Below are 18,358 nucleotides of genomic sequence, written 5' to 3'. Positions count from 1 at the left end.
AGGAGGAGAGAGCGCACGTGGACGCCGAGCTGACCAACAGGAGCCGGGACGCCATCAACGCGGCCACCAGCAGGGCCGTGAAGGACGGACACCCCGATCTGGCCCCTGGGCATCTGCTCCTCGCCCTGCTCCAGGGCGAGGACAACGAGAACATCATCGACCTGCTGGCCGCCGTCGAGGCCGACCAGGCCGCCGTGCGCAGCGAGACCGAGCGGCTGCTCGCGTCGCTGCCCAGCGTCACCGGGTCGACCGTCGCCCCGCCGCAGCCCAACCGTGAGCTGCTCGCCGTCATCTCCGACGCCGCGCAGCGCGCGAAGGAGCTCGGCGACGACTACCTCTCCACCGAGCATCTGATGATCGGCATCGCGGCCGAGGGCGGCCGTGCCGGTGAGATCCTCACCGGGCAGGGCGCCGGCGCGAAGAAGCTGCTGGACGCATTCGAGAAGAGCAGGGGAGGGCGCCGGGTGACCACACCCGACCCGGAGGGCCAGTACAAGGCCCTGGAGAAGTTCGGCACCGACTTCACGGCTGCCGCGCGCGAGGGCAAGCTCGACCCCGTCATCGGGCGTGACCAGGAGATCCGGCGCGTCGTGCAGGTCCTGTCGCGGCGTACGAAGAACAACCCCGTGCTCATCGGCGAGCCCGGCGTCGGAAAGACCGCCGTCGTCGAGGGGCTCGCCCAGCGCATCGTCAAGGGCGATGTGCCGGAGAGTCTGCGGAACAAGCGGCTCGTCTCGCTGGACCTGGGAGCCATGGTCGCGGGCGCCAAGTACCGCGGCGAGTTCGAGGAGCGCCTGAAGACCGTCCTCTCCGAGATCAAGGAGAGCGACGGCCAGATCATCACGTTCATCGACGAGCTCCACACCGTCGTGGGCGCGGGCGCCGGCGGGGACTCCGCCATGGACGCGGGCAACATGCTCAAGCCGATGCTGGCCCGCGGCGAGCTGCGGATGGTGGGTGCGACGACGCTCGACGAGTACCGCGAGCGGATCGAGAAGGACCCCGCCCTGGAGCGCCGCTTCCAGCAGGTCCTGGTCGCCGAGCCGTCCGTGGAGGACACCATCGCGATCCTCCGCGGCCTCAAGGGCCGTTACGAGGCGCACCACAAGGTGCAGATCGCGGACTCCGCGCTGGTCGCCGCCGCGACCCTGTCCGACCGCTACATCACCTCCCGCTTCCTCCCCGACAAGGCGATCGACCTGGTCGACGAGTCGGCGTCCCGGCTGCGCATGGAGATCGACTCCTCGCCCGTCGAGATCGACGAACTGCAGCGCGCCGTCGACCGCCTCCGGATGGAGGAGCTGGCGCTGAAGAACGAGACCGATGCCGCTTCCGTCCAGCGTCTGGAGAAGCTCCGTCGCGACCTCGCCGACAAGGAGGAGGAGCTGCGCGGCCTCACCGCCCGCTGGGACAAGGAGAAGCAGAGCCTCAACCGCGTCGGTGAGCTGAAGGAGCGCCTCGACGATCTGCGCGGACAGGCCGAGCGCGCCCAGCGCGACGGCGACTTCGACACCGCCTCCAAGCTGCTGTACGGGGAGATCCCGAGCCTTGAGCGGGAGCTCGCGGAGGCCGACGAGGCGGAGCAGGAGGCCGCCAAGGACACCATGGTCAAGGACGAGGTCGGCCCGGACGACATCGCCGATGTCGTCGGCGCCTGGACCGGCATCCCGGCCGGACGCCTGCTGGAGGGCGAGACCCAGAAGCTCCTGCGCATGGAGGAGGAGCTGGGCCGGCGGCTGATCGGCCAGAGCGAGGCCGTGCAGGCGGTGTCGGACGCGGTACGCCGCAGCAGGGCCGGTATCGCCGACCCGGACCGGCCCACCGGATCGTTCCTCTTCCTCGGTCCGACGGGTGTCGGCAAGACCGAGCTGGCGAAGGCTCTCGCGGACTTCCTGTTCGACGACGAGCGGGCCATGGTCCGCATCGACATGAGCGAGTACAGCGAGAAGCACAGCGTCGCCCGGCTCGTCGGCGCGCCGCCCGGCTATGTCGGTTACGAGGAGGGCGGCCAGCTCACGGAGGCGGTCCGCCGCCGCCCGTACAGCGTCGTCCTGCTGGACGAGGTGGAGAAGGCCCACCCCGAGGTCTTCGACATTCTGCTGCAGGTCCTCGACGACGGCCGTCTCACCGACGGCCAGGGGCGGACGGTGGACTTCCGCAACACCATCCTGATCCTGACGTCGAACCTGGGCAGCCAGTTCCTGGTCGACCCGCTGACCAAGCCGGAGGAGAAGAAGGAGCGGGTCCTGGAGGTCGTGCGCGCGTCCTTCAAGCCGGAGTTCCTCAACCGGCTCGACGACCTGGTGGTCTTCTCCGCCCTCTCCGGCGACGAACTCGCGCACATCGCCAGGCTCCAGATCGACCGGCTCGCGAAGCGGCTGGCCGACCGGCGTCTCACCCTCGACGTCACCCCGGCCGCCCTGGCCTGGCTGGCGAAGGAGGGCAACGACCCGGCCTACGGGGCACGGCCGCTGCGCCGCCTGATCCAGACGGCGATCGGCGACCGGCTCGCGAAGGAGATCCTCGCGGGCGAGGTCACGGACGGGGACACCGTGCGGGTGGACACGTTCGGGGACGGCGAGGAGAGCGGTCTGATCGTGGGGCCCGGGCGGTAACGGACCGGGTGGTTCTCAGACGTCGAAAGGCTCGAAGTGGACGAGGGCGGCGCCGCCGCCCTCGTCCACGACCGGCACTTCGGCCGCGACCGCCTGGCTCGGCCTCTGGTCGCCGAACTCGATGTGCGCGCAGGTGTCGACCTTGTCGGCGCAGAACCTCGGGTCGAGCTCGGTGCCGGGGAACTCCGATTCCAGCCAGGCGTCCAGCTCCTTACGGGTGATCCGGAAGCGGACGTCGTACTCCGTGTCCAGCCAGACGCGCGATACGCACTGCCGGTCGCGCGCTCCGGCCGGCAACGGGACCCCGGTGAATTCCATCGCCTCGTCGCAGGGGACCTTCGATGCGTGGTCGAGGGGATTGTCGCTCGTCAGGAAGCCGACGCCGACCACCCGATCCAGGCGACGACGAGCACGGGCAGTGCCAGGAGCACCAAGGGGGAGCGGAAACGGGCGGCCCTGCTGCGTGTTCCGTCCATGACATCCCCTCGCGCGGACCCTCCCGGGTCCCCTCCCCGACAGGCGGATCATGTCAGCCGACAGCTGATCGGACCAGTCCGGGGTTGCCATTCCCCGCCCGCGATGGGAGAGGATGGCACCAACCGTACGAAGGGAAATTCACGGTGAGCATCGACCCGTCCTCGATTCCGAATTTCGGGGGCCAGCCCGAACCGCAGGCGGCAGGACCGGAGGGCCCCGTCGTCCCTGACCAGGACCTCGTCAAGCAGCTTCTCGAACAGATGGAGCTGAAATACGTCGTCGACGACGAGGGTGACCTCGCGGCGCCGTGGGAGGACTTCCGCACGTACTTCATGTTCCGTGGAGAGGACGAGCAGCAGGTCTTCTCGGTCCGTACGTTCTACGACCGCCCGCACGCTGCGGACCAGCGCCCGGTCCTCCTCGACGCGATCGACGACTGGAACCGCCGCACCCTGTGGCCCAAGGTCTACACCCACACCCACGAGGCCGAGGAGGGCGCAGAGGACACCGAGACCTCGGTCCGTCTGATCGGTGAGGCGCAGATGCTCATCGGTACGGGCGTCAGCCTGGAGCACTTCGTCTCGTCGACGGTCAGCTGGGTGCGGGCCTCGATCGAGTTCGACAAGTGGCTGCGGGAGCGGCTGGGTCTGGAGCCGGCCGACAAGGAGTCGGGCGACGGCTCGGACGCGCCGAGCGCCTGAGCGCACAGCCGTTCACAGCGCCTACGGGACGGCGTCAGCAGATACGTCCCGTAGGCGAACGACAGCCCGGCCGGGGCGACGGTCACCACGACCGCCGTCCTCGGCCGGGTTTTTGTCAGGGCGTGCGCCCGCGGCAGCGGGAACGCGGGCAGCAGGAAGCGCGGCTCGGACCCGAAGAGGCCGGCGCCGGACGGGCGGAGCCGGACGGGCCGTTGAGCCGGACGGGCCGTTGATCAGAGCCCCTTGAGTCGTGCGACGGCCTCGCGCAGCACGTCCTCCGGGGCACCCCGAGTGTCATCCTTCGAGGAGAGCAGTCAGGACGACGGCGGGGTCGGCGTCCGGTGGCCCCGCCGGCCACCAGGTGCCTCGGTCCTTGGCGTACGGGTACCACAGTCCGTCCCGGCCCAGTCGCAGTTGGGCATCGCGGCCCTCGACGGTCCAGCGGTTGCGCCAGGAGCGGAGCCGCGGTGGTGCGCCGTCGGCCCAGTCCGCTCGCAGCGCCTCGCGGTCGCGTTCCATGCGTGCGGTGGGTGGGTTCCAGGAGCTCTCCAGCACGTCCAGGGATGCCGCGCCGCCGTGCCGCCACGCGCGGGTGGCGGCAGCGAGTTCGCGGGGGGTGCGGCCGCAGTTCGCGGAGATCCGGGCGAAGACCTCCAGGGTGGGGTGAGCGGCGGCGAAGCGGACGGCGTCCTGCCATTCGGTGAGCGGGACGGGTGGGGCCGTGTCGGCGTGCTGTGCGCCGAGAGCTCCGGTGAGCAGGTGGTGGGCACGCATCGCGGCGTCGGCGGCGAGCAGTTCGAGCGCGGCCGGGTCCACGCCGGGCTCCGGGACGGCCGAGTCCACCAGCGCGGGGCCGCGGCCGGGCCGTTCGGGCGGCGGCGGCGGGGCGGGCAGGGACGGCAGTTCGGTGCGTGAGGCGAAGGCGGGCCCGGCGGGATCGCCGGTCCGGGCCGGGGACGCGTCCGGACCCGCGCCCGCGGTTGCCGCGTACACCGCGGCTTCGTCGGAGGCGCGGGCGGTGTTGCGGCGGCCGAGCTCGTCCATCAGCTCCCGCTCGCCGCGCCCCCGCAGGAGCAGCAGCACGAAGGGGTCGCGGTCCAGGAGCCGGGCGACCTGGTAGCAGAGGGCGGCGGCGTGTTTGCAGGGGTAGCCCCAGTCGGGGCAGCTGCACTCGGGGTCGAGGTCCCGGGGACCGGGCAGCAGCGGGACGCCGGCGGCTGCGGCGTCGTCGGCGAGCCCTGCGGGCATCTCGCCGTCGAGCAGCGCGGCGATGTTGGCGGCCCGCTCGGCGATCATGTCGAGCAGCTGGTCCCACTGCCGGTCCGTCAGCTGTTCGACCCGGACCGTGGAGCGGTACGGGGTGCGGCGGCTGCCCTGCACCGGGGCGGCGGCCGAGCCGGGGGCGACGGTGACCGGTCCGACCGCGCCGCCGCGTGCGTAGGTCCGGCCGCGTGAAAGGCGGCCGGAGTCCAGGGAGGACTCCTCCAGGGCGCGCAGCCATTCGCGGCCCCACCAGGATGCAGCGAAGGGTGCGCGACTGCCCTTTGCCGGAGGGAGTGCCTCGAAGGTGCGCGCGGCTTCCTTGTGAGCCGGGATGCGCCTGCTCATTGTCCCGTCCTTCGCAGCGTGACCAGCTCAGCCAGTTCGCTGTCGCTCAGCTCGCTGAACGCCGCCTCGCCCGAACCCAGCACCGAGTCGGCCAGTTCACGTTTCTGCCGGAGCATCTCGGCGACCCGGTCCTCCACGGTCCCCTCGGCGATCAGCCTGTGCACCTGTACCGGCTGGGTCTGTCCGATCCGGTAGGCGCGGTCGGTGGCCTGATCCTCCACGGCCGGGTTCCACCAGCGGTCGTAGTGGATGACGTGTCCGGCCCGGGTCAGGTTCAGACCGGTCCCGGCGGCTTTGAGGGACAGCAGGAACACCTTCTTCTCGCCGGTCTGGAAGGCGTCGACCATCTCCTCGCGGCGTTTGACCGTGGTGCCTCCGTGCAGGAACAGGGTGTCCACGCCGCGGTCGGCCAAGTGGCGCTCGATAAGCCTGCCCATGGCCACGTACTGGGTGAAGACCAGGGCCGACCCGTCCTCGGCCAGGACGGTGTCCAGGAGTTCGTCCAGGAGTTCCAGTTTCCCCGAGCGGCCCGGCAGCTTGGCGCCCGCGGGTTCCTTCAGGAACTGCGCGGGGTGGTTGCAGACCTGCTTCAGGCCGGTGAGGAGCTTCATCACCAGGCCGCGTCGGGCGATGCCCTGCTTCTCCTCGATCTCGGCCATGAGCTCGCGTACCAGCGCCTCGTACAGCGAGACCTGTTCCTTCGTCAGGGACACAGGCTGGTCGGTCTCGGTCTTGGGCGGCAGCTCGGGCGCGATGCCGGGGTCGGACTTGCGCCGCCGCAGCAGGAAGGGCCGGACCAAGGCGCCCAGCCGCTGGGCGGCCTGCTCGTCGCGGTCGCCTTCGACGGCCCTGGCGTAGCGGTCGCGGAAGGAGGTGAGCGTGCCGAGCAGGCCGGGGGTGGTCCAGTCGAGCAGCGCCCACAGTTCGGACAGGTTGTTCTCGACGGGGGTGCCGGTCAGCGCGACCCGCCCCTGCGAGGGGATCCTGCGCAGCGCCTGGGCGGTGTGCGCGTGCGGGTTCTTGACGTGCTGGGCCTCGTCGGCGACGAGCAGTCCCCAGGGCTGCCCCGCGAGGCGTTCGGCGTCTCGGCGCATGGTCCCGTAGGTGGTCAGGACGAAGCCGCCGCCTGCCCCGTCGTCGAGGCCGGCCAGGTCGCGGCCGGGGCCGTGGAAGCGGCGGACCGGGGTGCCCGGTGCGAAGCGTTGGATCTCGCGCTCCCAGTTGCCGAGCAGTGAGGCGGGGCAGACCACCAGGGTCGGGCCGGCGGTGGGCTTTCCTTCCTGTCCTTCCTGGCGGCGAAGGTGGAGTGCGATCAGGGTGACGGTCTTACCCAGGCCCATGTCGTCGGCGAGGCAGCCGCCCAGGCCGAGCGAGGTCATCCGGTGCAGCCAGTTCAGGCCGCGCAGCTGGTAGTCGCGCAGGGTTGCGACAAGAGCCTTGGGCGGCCCCTGGGGCTCGCCCGCGGTGCGGGCCTCGGGGTCGGTGATTCGGGAGCGCAGCTCCTCCAGTACGCCGCCCGCGGTGACCGCGATCTGTTCGCCGTCCACCTCGACGCTGCCGGTCAGCGCGGCGCCCAGGGCGTCGACAGCGGTCAGTGAGGGCGCCTTGGCCTGTGCGGCCCGTCGCAGGCGGCGGACCAGTTCCGGGTCCACGACCACCCACTGGTCGCGCAGTCTCACGATCGGCCGGTGCGCCTGGACCAACCGTTCCAGTTCCTCCTCGGTGAGTTCCTGGTCTCCGAGCGCGACCTGCCAGCGGAACTCCAACAGCCCGCCGGAGGACAGGAAGGACTCGGCCGAGGACTGCGTCCCCTTGCGGCGTGCGGGTTCCAGGATCCCGGCGGCGGTCAGCTCGCGAACCAGCTCCTTGGGCCAGTGCACGGCGACCCCGGCCGCGGCAAGACTCTCGGCTGCCTCGCCCAGCAACGCCTCGGCCTCCTCGTCGGACAGATCGAGGGCGGTCGGGGCCGCCGCGTCCAGCAGCCGTCCAGCCGGGGGCCATGCGCGCGCGGCCCGGCGCAGCGTCAGCAGCGTGTCCACCTGGGCTCGTGGGCCGAACAGTTCGGGGGCGATGGCCCTGCCGGACCACAGGTCCGCGGCGTCGGCGAGCACCGTGGGATCGGCCAGGCTGCGCAGTTGGACCACGGCCCGGATGGAGTCCGAGCGGCCCAGTTCCAGCCGCAGCGACACCGCCAGACCCGCGTCGCGGCCGGCGGCGACCTCCGCCGCCCAGGCGCGCTGCCCGGGCACCGACTGCGGAGCCCGGACCGCGAACGCCGGTCCGCCGGTCACCTGGCGGGCGGCGGGAGGGCGGGTGAGGGAATCGGCCACGGCGTCCAGGAAGGCCCGCAGCAGCGGCTCGGCCGGGGGAAGCACGAGGGGGGAGAAGCCGGGGACCGCGACCGCGCGGGCCTCGGGAGGCATGGCGGCTGCCAGGGAGCTCAGCCGCTCGTGGTCCTCGGCGTCCAGCGGGCCGGCCCGCCACGCGTCGAAGTCTTCCGATGACACCCCTGGAAGCACCCGGCCGCGGGCGACCAGAGCCAGACCGAGCATGGCCGCCGCACCCCAGAACGCCGTGCTGGCCGACGCCCGCCCGCTGCCGTCCGTACGGAGCGCCCGGCAGCGGGTCAGCAGCGGCAGCGCCTGCTCCACCGGCAGCAGTGCGGCGACCACCCTGGCCCGGCGTACGGACGAGCCGTGCGGGCGGACCACGGTGAGTTCCCCGGGTTCCACCCCGAGGTCCGGCGGCTCACCGCCGGGCGACCAGAACGCCACCCGTCCCGACCGGGGCGGATCCGCGGGAAGGAACACCGCCTCGCCGGTGGCGAACTCCGGCAACCAGGCGAACAGATGCTCCCGGTCCGGAACCGCCGGCTCGGTCGCGGCCGACTCGCCGGATCCGGCCGTGCGGGCGGCAGCGGACTCTGCCGACGGGTAGACCTTCGCCATTACACCCACTCCTGGCACACGTTCCTGCAACTGTTCGGGAGGGTGCGGGTCCCCCGCGCGCCCTCGGCGGGTCAAGACTATCCGCGCGGGCGGACAGGACGTGTCAGGAATGGCTTCGCCCACTTGGCGCAGTGCGGAAAGATGGCACCGGTACTCGCCACGGACGACTGCGACACATATGCGGTCGCGGCCCCGTACCGCTACCGGAATCCGTCTCCGCCTCGAGGGAACCCTTTCACCGTGACTGCCGAGCCCGTGCCCACCTGCCAGTTGAAGATCGCCCTGCGAGACACCAGCCCGCCGGTCTGGCGCCGGGTCACCCTGCCCGCCGACACCTCGCTCGGCTGCCTGCACGACATCATCCAGGCATGCTTCGGCTGGGACGACTCGCACCTGCATTCCTTCACCGAACCCGGCTCCGGCCGCCAATTCCTCGACTTCGAAGCGCCGTTGGACCGCGATCCCGGCCGTGACGCAGACGAGGAGTCCGTGTCCGTGGCCGAGGCACTGCCCTACGAAGGCGGTCGGCTGGAGTACACCTACGACTTCGGCGACGACTGGCGGCACCAGATCACTCTGGAGAAGACCCTCCCCACGTCCGCCCCCGACCGGCGCGTCCGCTGCACCGGTGGACGCCGCGCCATGCCCTACGCCGAGGACACCGGCGGCGCCTGGGGGCTGCAGGCCGTACTCGACGCCGTCGCGGACCGCGGCGCACCAGCCCCCGAGCCGTGGACCGACCTGGTCGAAACGCTCCGCGAGGAGGGGTTCGACCCCGCATGTTTCGACCGCGGGGCCCTGGACCGGGAACTGGCCGGACTGGACCCGCGGCCGCCCACGGCCACCCCGGCACCAGGGCCGGCTGAAGCCGCCTCCAGCGGGCGGCGCTGTTCCTGCGGCGAGGTCCACGATGACGAGGACCTGGACGTGGAGTCCGTCCCGGTGCGACCCGTCTCCCTGGCACCGCGCGCGGAGCTCGCGGCAGCCGCCCGGAAGGTGCCGCTGATCGCCTCTGCGCTCCGCCTGGCCCACTGGTGCCAGGGCGGACGAGCCGTCACGTCCCGGGACGTGCTCAAGCCCGCACTGGGCCGCCTGGCTGTCGAAGAACTCGAGCTGTGGGCCCAGGACGACGAGCTGACCGCACTCCGGCCCGCAGAGCGCGACAAGCGGCTGGCCCGCCTGCGCAGCTCCGGCGACCTGCCCTGCCTGGACGGCCCCTGGCAGCTCGCTCTGTACGCGGACCTGGTGAAGATCAGCGCAGGCACCGCCCGTCCCGGTGCCGGCCTGCCCGCCACCGCGGGAGACGAAGGAGTACTGGAGCTCTGGTGCTGGGCGCTCGAGGACGAATTCGACGGCCTGGACGACCTCGGGGCCCTCGGCCTGCCCCCGGTGCTGCTGGCCGCGCTGGGCATGCAGGACGAGGACGGCGACGGCTTGGCAGCGGTGGTCCTGCGGGCACTGTACGAGGTCCCCGACGGCGAATGGCTGGACACGGCGCTGCTCGTCGGCGCACTCCGCGAGGGCCTCCCGAAGCAGGACGCACGACTGGTCGAGCTGTTCCTCCTGCAGATCCTCGACCAGGCGGCCCCTGTCCTCGCCGACTACCGGGCAGCGGAGGTCGAGACCGGCCCGGAGACGGGCCGGGAGCGTGACCACATCCTCCTCGACATCCTCGGCATCACGGGGAACACCGAAAACAGCGACGACACTCCCCTGCCCGGGACACGGCTCAGGCTCACCCCACTGGGACGCCACGGACTGCGCGAGTACCTGCTCGCCGAGGGAGTCCACGCTCCGCTGATCGGCGAACTGGCCGACGCCGACGCCCCGACGCTGCTGGACGCCCTGCTCGACTATGACCAGGACGCCGCCCACTCCGAGATCACCGGATGGATCAGCCATCGGGGCCAGGGCCCGGCCGCTGTCCAGCTCATCGACGCCTGCGCCGGGTTGGAAGCCGATGCGGCCCTCCGCCGCCTGGCCGCCGCGCCGGTGCTCGCAGAACTCGATGAGCCCAGAGCGCTCGCCGTCCTGCGCAAAGCCGCGGCCTCCCAGGTCCCTGGCTGCGCCGAGACCGCGGCGATCGCGCTGGTCGGCCGTGGTGAGATCCCCGAGGGACACGGTCGGGAACTCCAGCTATGGGGGCTCGTGGACCATCTGTGGGGCCCGCTGGGCGTAGCGGACGAGGCGCTTGCCGCGTTTCTGGACCAGGAGGAGGACTTGGTGCTGCCCCTCCTGGAGCAGGCCGCCGACGATCTGTGGCGCTGCGACCACCCCGCCACCGGGGCCGTCCTGGAAGCGGCAGGGCGACAGCTGAGGGCTCGGGACAAGGTGCTGGCCAAGCGGCTGCGCAGGTCCGCAACCAAAGTCGGATCCCAGCGCCGACGATGAAGTCGAACCCGCGCCGAAAGCCCAAGCACCGGAATGACGGCCGCGACTGGGCGGCCTCCGGTGCAAAAGTTCCGGGCGGGTGAGGAGCGGCAGGCAACGAGGAATGCAACGACCGGCCCCGTACGACGGCGGTCAGTGCGCGAATGCCTTGCGGAGCCGTTCCGCCGCGTCCACCAGTACCTCGGTGCGTTTGCAGAACGCGAACCGGACATAGGGGGCACCCGCCTCCGTGTGGTCGTAGAAGACCGCGTTGGGGATCGCGACCACGCCCGCGCGCTGCGGGAGGGAGCGGCAGAAGGCGGCGCCGTCGCTCTCGCCGAGCGGGCGGATGTCGGTCGTGATGAAGTACGTCCCGGCCGGCCGGAAGACCCGGAAGCCGGCGTCGGCGAGTGCCGCGCTCAATAGGTCCCGCTTGGCCCGCAGGTCCTCGCGGAAGGCGGTGATGTACGCGTTGGGCAGCCGCAGGGCCTCGGCGACGGCGTATTGGAAGGGGCCGGAGGCGACATAGGTCAGAAACTGCTTGGCCGCGCGGACGGCGGCAATGAGCTCGGGGGCGCCGGTATCCCAGCCGACTCCTCGTTCGTACGCTCATTCGCGTGTCACGCAACAGGCCCACCAGGGGCAACTCCAGCATCCGCGCCGCCGGTGAGCCGGCGGCGGTCTACTGCCGCATATCCCAGGCGGACGACGACGACCAGACGGGCGTCGACCGCCAGGAGCGCAGTGCGCGCACTGCCGCTGCCTCCCGTCGGCTACCCGCAAGGAGAGACGACCGTGGGGACCTTCTGGCAGCCGACGACTACGACTGGACCCAGAGCCAACTCGCCACAGCCAAGGCCCACAACGTCTTCGCCATCCTCTGGGGCGGCAGCGGGACCAACCAGCGTCGTCTCAACCCTCGGCTGACCCCGGACACCACACCGTGCGTCCCTCAACCAGCCACGGATGAAGGCGCTCGCCGGTAACAGCATGCATGAGGCCCGGATCCCCAGGATCCGGGCCTCATGTCACTTCAGTAGCGGGGACAGGATTTGAACCTGCGACCTCTGGGTTATGAGCCCAGCGAGCTACCGAGCTGCTCCACCCCGCGTCGGTAGGCCCAACCATACGCCACCCAAGCACCCCCCAGGACCGACGACGCGAGGGCCGCCACCGCGGCCGCAGCAGGCTTCTGCGCTCCGAAACACGGTGACGACAGCTATCCCGAGGTTTACCTGCCGCTAGCCCACCTCCGCGCTGGAGGCGCGTTCCACCCGCCGCAGAGCTACCGCACGTCGACCCCGACACCCTGCGTAGCTGGGTCCAGGGGCACGCGTCAGCGGACGAAGTACTCTGCAAATCCAGCCCCCGGACAGCAGCAGCTAGCAAGACCAAGGCCGCATCTAGGAGTCAGGCCCCACGAGGTACGGGTGCACCGCTCGGCGGCAGCATGATTCTTGCGCGGCATGTAGCAGCCTAGGGTCCCCCAAGACCGTTAGCCTCCACGAAGCTCGGTAGGCCCTTCCCAGCGCTAATGGTTGAGGGACATTATTGGGAGCCATCTGGGAGCCGGAATGCTCCCCCGAGGCTTCGCGGCACCCCGTCATACCAGCCCAGACCAATGGCCTGACCTGCACAATCTCCGATCGAGCTGGTGGGGATCTTGGTCGGACCTCATTCGGGACGAAGAGGTCGTGAGTTCAGGACGCCAAGCATTGCAGGCGGCTCGTGGCCTCGTGGAGAACGTCGTCCTTCTTGCAGAAGGTGAAGCGGACCTGGCTGCGGCCGGCTTCTGGGTCGTCGTAGAAGACCGAGTTGGGGACGGCGACGACGCCGCAACGTTCGGGAAGAGCGCGGCAGAAGGCGTAGGCGTCCTTCTCGCCCAAGGGTGTGATGTCTGTGGTGATGAAGTACGTGCCCTGGGGCTGGTAGACCTCGAACCCGGCCGCGCGCAGCCCGTCGCCGAGCAGGTCGCGCTTGCGTTGCAGGTCGGCGCGGAAGCTGTCGAAGTACGAGTCCGGCAGGCGGAGCGCCTCGGCGATCGCGTACTGGAACGGGCCGGAGCTGACGTAGGTCAGATACTGCTTGGCCGTCCGGACGGCGGAGACGAGCGGTCCGTCCGCCGTGACCCAGCCAACCTTCCATCCGGTGAACGAGAAGGTCTTGCCGGCGGATGAAATGGAGACGGTGCGCTCGCGCATGCCGGGCAGAGCCGCGATGGGACGGTGCGTGCCCTCGTAGACAAGGTGCTCGTACACCTCGTCGGTGACGACGAGCAGGTCGTGTTCGACAGCGAGCGTGGCAATGGCGCTCTGCTCTTCGGCGGTGAGGACCATCCCGGTCGGGTTGTGCGGCGTGTTGAGGAGCAGGAGGCGGGTCTGCGGAGTGATCTTGGACCGCAGTTCGTCCAGGTCCGGGCGGAAGGACGGGGCGCGCAGGGTGAGCGGCACGCGCTTCGCGCCGGCCATCGCGATGCAGGCAGCGTAGGAGTCGTAGAAGGGCTCGAAGGCGATCACCTCGTCGCCCGGCTCCAGGAGCGCCAGCATGGTGGCGGCGATGGCCTCGGTGGCGCCGGCGGTGACCAGGACCTCGGTATCGGGGTCGAAGGAGATGTCGTAGAAGCGCTGTTGGTGTTCGGCGATCGCGGCGCGCAGTTCCGGGATGCCCGGGCCGGGCGGGTACTGGTTGCCCTTTCCCTCTCGCAGGGCGCGGACGGCGGCCTCGCGGATCTCCTCGGGACCGTCGGTGTCGGGGAAGCCTTGGCCCAGGTTGATCGCGCCCGTCGCGGATGCCAGCGCCGACATCTCCGCGAAAATCGTCGTCCCGAGTCCGTCCAGCCTTCGGTTCAGTAGTGGCCTGGCGTTCATGTCTCCACCGTTCTCACTCGGGCACCCGTCGATTCTCCGGGGGCCATCCTGTCTCATGGCCGGTCGAGGACTCGCGCGGCGTGGGGATCGCGGAGCGGGGATACGTGTGCTTCTCGTCGGGCTCTGCCTCCTGCTCCAGGAGAGCGCCGGCCTTTGCCGAGATGTCGCGCAGAAGCGAGTCCTTCAGGTCATGCAGTGTCGCGACATCGGAGACCAACTGCTTTGCCATGGCGTGCAACGGGTCGGCCACGGCGTGAAAATCGGCGCGGGTGCCCAGTTCGGGCCAGGTGATGCTCAGGCGCGAGAGGGCCCGTGCGGAGACCTCCCGGGCGTTTCGGCCCTGAGCCACCTGAGCGACGTCGCTGCTCCGGCTTCTCAGCTCGTGGAGCAGCCACCAGCTGTCCTTGTCATCCGCAGGCCGCACCGCCACGACACCTCTGGTGGGTGACGCCGGGTGCCGCGTCACGGCGATGTGCGCGCCGTCGGGGCGGGTGCTCAGCATGAAGGTGCCGGCAGGCCACGCTTCCGCGGCATCCGACGGGCTGCTCAGGCGGAACCTCTCCACGTGGGGCTTGACCCAGCCGACCTTCCACCCGGTGGTGCCCGGCGCGCAGCGCGCGGACCGCGGCCTCCCGGATCTCTTCGGGGCCGTCGGTGTCGGGGAAGCCCTGGCCGAGGTTGATGGAGCCGGTCCGTACGGCCAGCGCCGACATCTCCGCGAAGATCGTCGTGCCGAACTCGGCGAGGCGGCGGTTGAGCAGCGGTCGTCCCTGTGTCATGCCCGCCATCCTGGGCCGAAGCTCTGGAGTTGCTCAAGTCTGCTTTGGCTCCGCGGGGCCGAGGGCATCCCCCACTCACGCGAGAAGCGGTGGGAAGCGGGGGACCTCGCTTCGGGGGACGGAAGGACGTGAGGTCGATGGAGAACTTTCCTGGTGTGCTGATCGGGGCCGTGGTCGTCGGGTTCGTCGTGGTGCTGCTGCTGGCGGTGGCGGCCAACCGGAAGTCGGGCCGGGGGCGCAGCGGGCGGCGTCGCGCGGGCGGTGGCGCGGGCAGTGGTGCGGCCGCTGGTGGCGGCTGGTGGGCGGCCGGCGACGGCGGTGGCTCGTCCTGCGGAAGCGGCGGCCACTCCGGTGGTCACTCGTGCGGCGGGGGCTCCTCGTGCGGCGGCGGTTCTTCGTGCGGCGGCGGGGGCGGATGCGGCGGAGGCAGCTGACACGGGGCAGCTGGTCCGCGTGGTGAAGGTGCCCGGCGGGTGAACTCCCGCCGGGCACCTTTTTGTTGGGCCGCGCAGCGCGTTTGTGGTGAACAGTTGAACCGTCGGGCCCCCGAGGGGATGGAAACCACGTCAAGTTGGGCAAAAACGCTGTGGACGCGGCGTACTTCATGATTCCCTCGTTGGAGAGAACATTCAGCCCTCGGACCCCAGTTGGACCTGATCGGGCGTTCCCCACCCCCCACGTGCGTCGTTACGGGGGCGTCCCCTGTCCATGTGTCCATGCGTGTTTTGCGGAGCCGACCCATGCTCACGACCCTCCAGACGGCCTATTCCGACACCCGTGCTGCCGACCTGGCCTGGGCGCTGGGGCGTGAACCGCTCCCAGCCCTGGCCGTGCTCGACCTCGAGCTCGGCGGGGCCCCATTGCAGCTGCGTCTGCTCGGCGCCTCCCACCAGGTGCTTCTCGAAGAGGACGGCGGTACCTGTTCCGAAACGGTCGCCTGTATCCCCGGCAGCTCCACGCCGCTGCCGCTCGGCGTCGCCAAACGGCTCGGTGACTGGGAGTACGAATTCGCGGCGCGCGTCGAGACGCTCTCCGCGGGCTCCTTCGCCGTGCGTGCTCAGGAGCTCCTCGCGCTGGTGACCGACCATCCGCACGGCCTCGCAGGTACGTTCCCCGGCAGCCCGCACGCCTTCACCGCCATGCTCGCGCAGCGGTCGGAGGGCCAGGTCCGGTGGCGCACCTGGCACGCGTACCCGCAGGAGGGGCAGTTGGTGGTGACCCGCACCCGGGTGGGAGTGCGGATGCCGGTGGTGGCGCCCTGAATCGCCTCAACTCGGTTGCGTGCACGGCACTTGCACCCTTGTGGGTGACAGGCGGCGACGTCATTGTGACGTAGCGTTCGCATCATGATCGACCAGCAGGTGCAGGTGTCGTTGCGAGGGGGTGCGCCGCGTCTTCCCGTACGACCGCGGACCGGTCGGTTCCTCGTGCTGGCCACAGTCTTCGTCTGCGCCGCCTGCGGGCTGGTCTACGAACTCGAACTGGTCGCTCTCGCCGCCTACTTGACCGGCGATTCCGTCACCCAGACATCCGTCGTGCTCTCCGTGATGGTCTTCGCGATGGGGGTCGGCTCGCTGCTCGCGAAACGTTTACGCAGCCATGCCGCCGTGGGTTTCGGGCTGATCGAGGCGGGTCTCGCACTGATCGGCGGCTGCTCGGCGCTCGTGCTCTACGCGTCGTTCGCGTGGATGGGGGAGTCACGTTTCGCGCTGGTCGGGTTCTCGCTCGCCATAGGGATCCTGATCGGCGCGGAGATCCCGCTGCTGATGACGCTGATCCAGCGCGTCGACCGGCAGGACGCGGGCGGGGCGGTCGCGGATCTGTTCGCCGCCGACTACGTGGGTGCGCTGGTCGGCGGACTGGCGTTCCCCTTCCTCCTGCTGCCGGTCCTCGGCCAGCTCACCGGGGCGCTGCTCACCGGCACGGTCAACGCGGCGGCGGGCGGGGCGCTGGTGCTGTGGGTGTTCCGGCGGGACCTGACCCGGCGGTCCCGGTGGCTGCTGATCGTCGCCAACGTGACGGTGATCGCCCTGCTGGCCGCCGCCACGGTGCTGGTCGACGACTTCGAGCGGGTGGCCCGGCGTGCGGTGTACGGGGACCAGGTGCGGGTTGCCGTGCAGACCGACGTGCAGGAGGTCGTCCTCACCGGGGCCGGTCGCAGCTCCCTGGACCTTTTCCTGGACGGGCGGCTGCGGGTCAGTGCCCGTGACGAGTACCGGTACCACGAGGCGCTGGTCCATCCGGCGATGAACGGGCGCCATGCCCGGGTGCTGGTCCTGGGTGGCGGCGACGGCCTGGCCGCCCGCGAGGTGCTGCGCTACCCGGACGTACGGAGCGTCACGGTCGTCGAGCTCGACCGCGGCGTCACCCGACTGGCCCGTACCGACCCCGCACTCTCCGCGCTGAACGCGCACGCGTACCGCGATCCGCGGCTGACCGCCGTCACCGCGGACGCGTTCACCTGGCTGCGGGAGGCGTCGAACGGCGGCTACGACGTGGTGATCTCCGACCTGCCGGACCCCGGGATCACGGCGAGCACGAAGCTGTACTCGGCGGAGTTCTACGGCCTGGTCACCGAAGCCCTCGCGCCGGGCGGACGGCTGGTGGTGCACGCGGGCCCGCCCGTCGTCCGGCCCCGGACGTTCTGGACGGTCGAGGCGTCCATGAGAGCGGCGGGCCTGCGGACCCGCCCGTACCGCATCAGCGGGCGTCTCTCCGGCTTCGCGGCGGGCCCGGACCGCACGACGGACGCTGCGCAGGGCCGCCCCGACTGGGGCTTCGTCCTCGCCCGCCCGGGCGTGAGACCTCCGGCCCTTCACCTGCCTCCACGTCCGCCGGAACTCCGGTTCCTCACAGAAGGGGAACTGGCGCGGGCGGCCCGGTATGCGGAGGGCCGACGGCTGCGGGGGCAGGCGCCGTCGACGCTCGTGCATCCGCGGTACTGGGAGGAGCCGTGAGGGCGCGCGGGGGCACGCCTGGTCCGGGAGATCGGAGGTGTGTCGCTCCGGGGGAGATCCCCGGCTCTTCCGGGTGCGGAAGCGCTGACGGGGCGGCCGTGCCTGAGTAGGCTCGGTTTCCATGGAGCATGAGGTGTTCGTTCCGGTTCCGGTCCCGTCCCTGCTGCGGACGCTGGGCGACTCCGCCCGTGTCGCGCGCTGCGTGCCGGGCCTCCAGCAGGATGCCGACGTGTCCGCGGGCTCCCTGGCCGGCCGGCTCAAGGTCCGGATCGGCGGCCACACGATCACGTACCGCGGCACGCTGACACCGACCGCGCTGCCGGACGGGGCAGGGGTTTCCGTCACCGGTGAGGGCGTGGAGGCGCGGGGCACCGGCTCGGCGAAGCTCGGCCTGACGATCCGCCTGACGGAGACGGACGGCGGTACGACGATCGGGTTCACGGGCACGGCGGGCGGCGAGGGCCGCATCGTGGAGCTGAAACCGGAGGCGGCGCTGGCGGCGGCGTACCGGCTGCTGGACCGTTTCACGCAGCAGCTGGTGACCGAGACTCTGGCGACGCACGGCGCGGGCGACGAGCCCGAGGGGGCGGCGTCCGGCGGAGTGCCCGCCGCCTCCGCACCGTCCGACGAGGGACCGTCCGGCGAATCGCCGTCCGAGGAGGCACCCTCCGCCGAGGCGCCGTCCGACGGCACGCCCCCTGCCGAAGCACCCTCCGACCGGACACCCCCCGGCACCGGCTCGGTCTTCGAGGCGCCGGTGCCGCCGCCCTCGCTCGACCCCTCCGCGGACAGGTTCCCCGTCTCCGAGGGCCCGCCCGCCGAGGCCGCGCACGCGCGCCGGACCATGATCGGGCGCAGCGCCGAGGAGGTCGACCACGCGCCGCCGCGCGGCCGGTACGCCCCCGTGCCGTCGCCCGAGTCGACCACCGCGGGTGCCACCCTGCGCTGGGTGGCCCCGGCGGCCGCCCTCGCGCTTGCCTCCGCGGTCGTCGTCGGCCGGGCGCTGCGGCGGCGGAGGTAGCGGCGCCAGTAGTGT

The 18,358-nt window shown here is 71.2% G+C and carries 13 protein-coding genes, 1 tRNA gene and 2 pseudogenes; 8 read left to right on the top strand and 8 right to left on the bottom strand.

Annotation, left to right across the window (positions count from 1 at the left end; all coding sequences use genetic code 11):
- Positions 1 to 17: 17 nt before the first annotated feature.
- The gene (gene clpB / locus ACWD6R_RS11525; RefSeq protein WP_451818500.1) at positions 18 to 2,615 is read left to right on the top strand and encodes an ATP-dependent chaperone ClpB; all 2,598 of its coding nucleotides are present in this window, start codon (positions 18 to 20) and stop codon (positions 2,613 to 2,615) included.
- Positions 2,616 to 2,630: 15 nt separating this feature from the next.
- Here the strand turns inward: clpB and ACWD6R_RS11520 are convergent, their stop codons facing one another.
- A complete protein-coding gene (locus ACWD6R_RS11520; protein ID WP_451818499.1) occupies positions 2,631 to 3,005 on the bottom strand; it encodes a hypothetical protein in 375 nt (124 codons plus the stop codon).
- Positions 3,006 to 3,235: 230 nt separating this feature from the next.
- Here ACWD6R_RS11520 and ACWD6R_RS11515 point away from each other — a divergent pair, with 230 nt between their 5' ends.
- On the top strand, positions 3,236 to 3,793 hold the full coding sequence (locus tag ACWD6R_RS11515; RefSeq protein ID WP_451818498.1) for a YbjN domain-containing protein: 558 nt from the start codon (positions 3,236 to 3,238) through the stop codon (positions 3,791 to 3,793).
- 294 nt (positions 3,794 to 4,087) lie between these two features.
- On the opposite strand, the gene ACWD6R_RS11510 is transcribed toward ACWD6R_RS11515, so the two are convergent.
- The gene (locus ACWD6R_RS11510) at positions 4,088 to 5,401 is read right to left on the bottom strand and encodes an SWIM zinc finger family protein (protein WP_451818497.1); all 1,314 of its coding nucleotides are present in this window, start codon (positions 5,399 to 5,401) and stop codon (positions 4,088 to 4,090) included.
- Positions 5,398 to 8,349 carry an SNF2-related protein gene (locus ACWD6R_RS11505; protein ID WP_451818496.1) on the bottom strand — a complete coding sequence of 984 codons (2,952 nt, stop codon included), beginning with the start codon at positions 8,347 to 8,349 and terminating at the stop codon, positions 5,398 to 5,400. The genes ACWD6R_RS11510 and ACWD6R_RS11505 overlap by 4 nt, the downstream gene beginning before the upstream one ends.
- 240 nt (positions 8,350 to 8,589) lie before the next feature.
- On the opposite strand from ACWD6R_RS11505, the gene ACWD6R_RS11500 reads away from it, so the two are divergent.
- Positions 8,590 to 10,740, top strand: coding sequence for an IS1096 element passenger TnpR family protein (locus ACWD6R_RS11500; protein ID WP_451818495.1), 2,151 nt, complete (start codon positions 8,590 to 8,592; stop codon positions 10,738 to 10,740).
- Positions 10,741 to 10,872: 132 nt separating this feature from the next.
- Here ACWD6R_RS11500 and ACWD6R_RS11495 read toward each other — a convergent pair.
- A pseudogene (locus tag ACWD6R_RS11495) lies at positions 10,873 to 11,313 on the bottom strand (aminotransferase class I/II-fold pyridoxal phosphate-dependent enzyme); the annotation flags it as partial.
- A 23-nt stretch (positions 11,314 to 11,336) separates the two neighbouring features.
- On the opposite strand from ACWD6R_RS11495, the gene ACWD6R_RS11490 reads away from it, so the two are divergent.
- The gene (locus tag ACWD6R_RS11490; RefSeq protein WP_451818494.1) at positions 11,337 to 11,705 is read left to right on the top strand and encodes a hypothetical protein; all 369 of its coding nucleotides are present in this window, start codon (positions 11,337 to 11,339) and stop codon (positions 11,703 to 11,705) included.
- A gap of 51 nt (positions 11,706 to 11,756) precedes the next feature.
- Here ACWD6R_RS11490 and ACWD6R_RS11485 read toward each other — a convergent pair.
- The 4 genes and pseudogenes from ACWD6R_RS11485 to ACWD6R_RS11470 form a co-directional block, all read right to left on the bottom strand.
- A tRNA-Met gene (locus ACWD6R_RS11485) sits at positions 11,757 to 11,830 on the bottom strand.
- 589 nt (positions 11,831 to 12,419) lie between these two features.
- A complete protein-coding gene (locus ACWD6R_RS11480) occupies positions 12,420 to 13,586 on the bottom strand; it encodes a pyridoxal phosphate-dependent aminotransferase (protein ID WP_451818493.1) in 1,167 nt (388 codons plus the stop codon).
- Positions 13,587 to 13,599: 13 nt separating this feature from the next.
- Positions 13,600 to 14,010: a hypothetical protein gene (locus ACWD6R_RS11475; protein ID WP_451818492.1), complete on the bottom strand. Its 411-nt coding sequence runs from the start codon at positions 14,008 to 14,010 to the stop codon at positions 13,600 to 13,602.
- Between the two features lie 121 nt (positions 14,011 to 14,131).
- Positions 14,132 to 14,365: pseudogene (locus ACWD6R_RS11470) on the bottom strand (aminotransferase); the annotation flags it as partial.
- 137 nt (positions 14,366 to 14,502) lie between these two features.
- On the opposite strand from ACWD6R_RS11470, the gene ACWD6R_RS11465 reads away from it, so the two are divergent.
- The 4 genes from ACWD6R_RS11465 to ACWD6R_RS11450 all read left to right on the top strand — a co-directional run bounded on the left by ACWD6R_RS11465 (position 14,503) and on the right by ACWD6R_RS11450 (position 18,343).
- Entirely contained in the window at positions 14,503 to 14,799 is a 297-nt protein-coding gene (locus ACWD6R_RS11465; RefSeq protein WP_451818491.1) for a hypothetical protein, read from the top strand.
- A 306-nt stretch (positions 14,800 to 15,105) separates the two neighbouring features.
- A complete protein-coding gene (locus ACWD6R_RS11460; protein ID WP_451818490.1) occupies positions 15,106 to 15,627 on the top strand; it encodes a DUF2617 family protein in 522 nt (173 codons plus the stop codon).
- 84 nt (positions 15,628 to 15,711) lie between these two features.
- The gene (locus tag ACWD6R_RS11455) at positions 15,712 to 17,322 is read left to right on the top strand and encodes a polyamine aminopropyltransferase (protein ID WP_451818489.1); all 1,611 of its coding nucleotides are present in this window, start codon (positions 15,712 to 15,714) and stop codon (positions 17,320 to 17,322) included.
- A 121-nt stretch (positions 17,323 to 17,443) separates the two neighbouring features.
- Complete coding sequence (locus ACWD6R_RS11450) at positions 17,444 to 18,343, top strand: SRPBCC domain-containing protein (protein ID WP_451818488.1); 900 nt, start codon at positions 17,444 to 17,446, stop codon at positions 18,341 to 18,343.
- Positions 18,344 to 18,358 lie beyond the last annotated feature (15 nt).

This window comes from Streptomyces sp. NPDC005151 (assembly GCF_053599875.1).
Note: the sequence above shows the minus strand (reverse complement) of the source record. Positions and strands in the feature narration are given on the sequence as shown.

Excerpts from the sequence above, each read along its gene's own strand:
- ACWD6R_RS11505 (WP_451818496.1), bottom strand. The coding sequence starts at position 8,349 with ATGGCGAAGGTCTACCCGTCGGCAGAGTCCGCTGCCGCCCGCACGGCC.
- ACWD6R_RS11510 (WP_451818497.1), bottom strand. The coding sequence starts at position 5,401 with ATGAGCAGGCGCATCCCGGCTCACAAGGAAGCCGCGCGCACCTTCGAG.
- ACWD6R_RS11450 (WP_451818488.1), top strand. The coding sequence starts at position 17,444 with ATGGAGCATGAGGTGTTCGTTCCGGTTCCGGTCCCGTCCCTGCTGCGG.
- ACWD6R_RS11465 (WP_451818491.1), top strand. The coding sequence starts at position 14,503 with ATGGAGAACTTTCCTGGTGTGCTGATCGGGGCCGTGGTCGTCGGGTTC.
- ACWD6R_RS11480 (WP_451818493.1), bottom strand. The coding sequence starts at position 13,586 with ATGAACGCCAGGCCACTACTGAACCGAAGGCTGGACGGACTCGGGACG.
- ACWD6R_RS11460 (WP_451818490.1), top strand. The coding sequence starts at position 15,106 with ATGCTCACGACCCTCCAGACGGCCTATTCCGACACCCGTGCTGCCGAC.
- ACWD6R_RS11455 (WP_451818489.1), top strand. The coding sequence starts at position 15,712 with ATGATCGACCAGCAGGTGCAGGTGTCGTTGCGAGGGGGTGCGCCGCGT.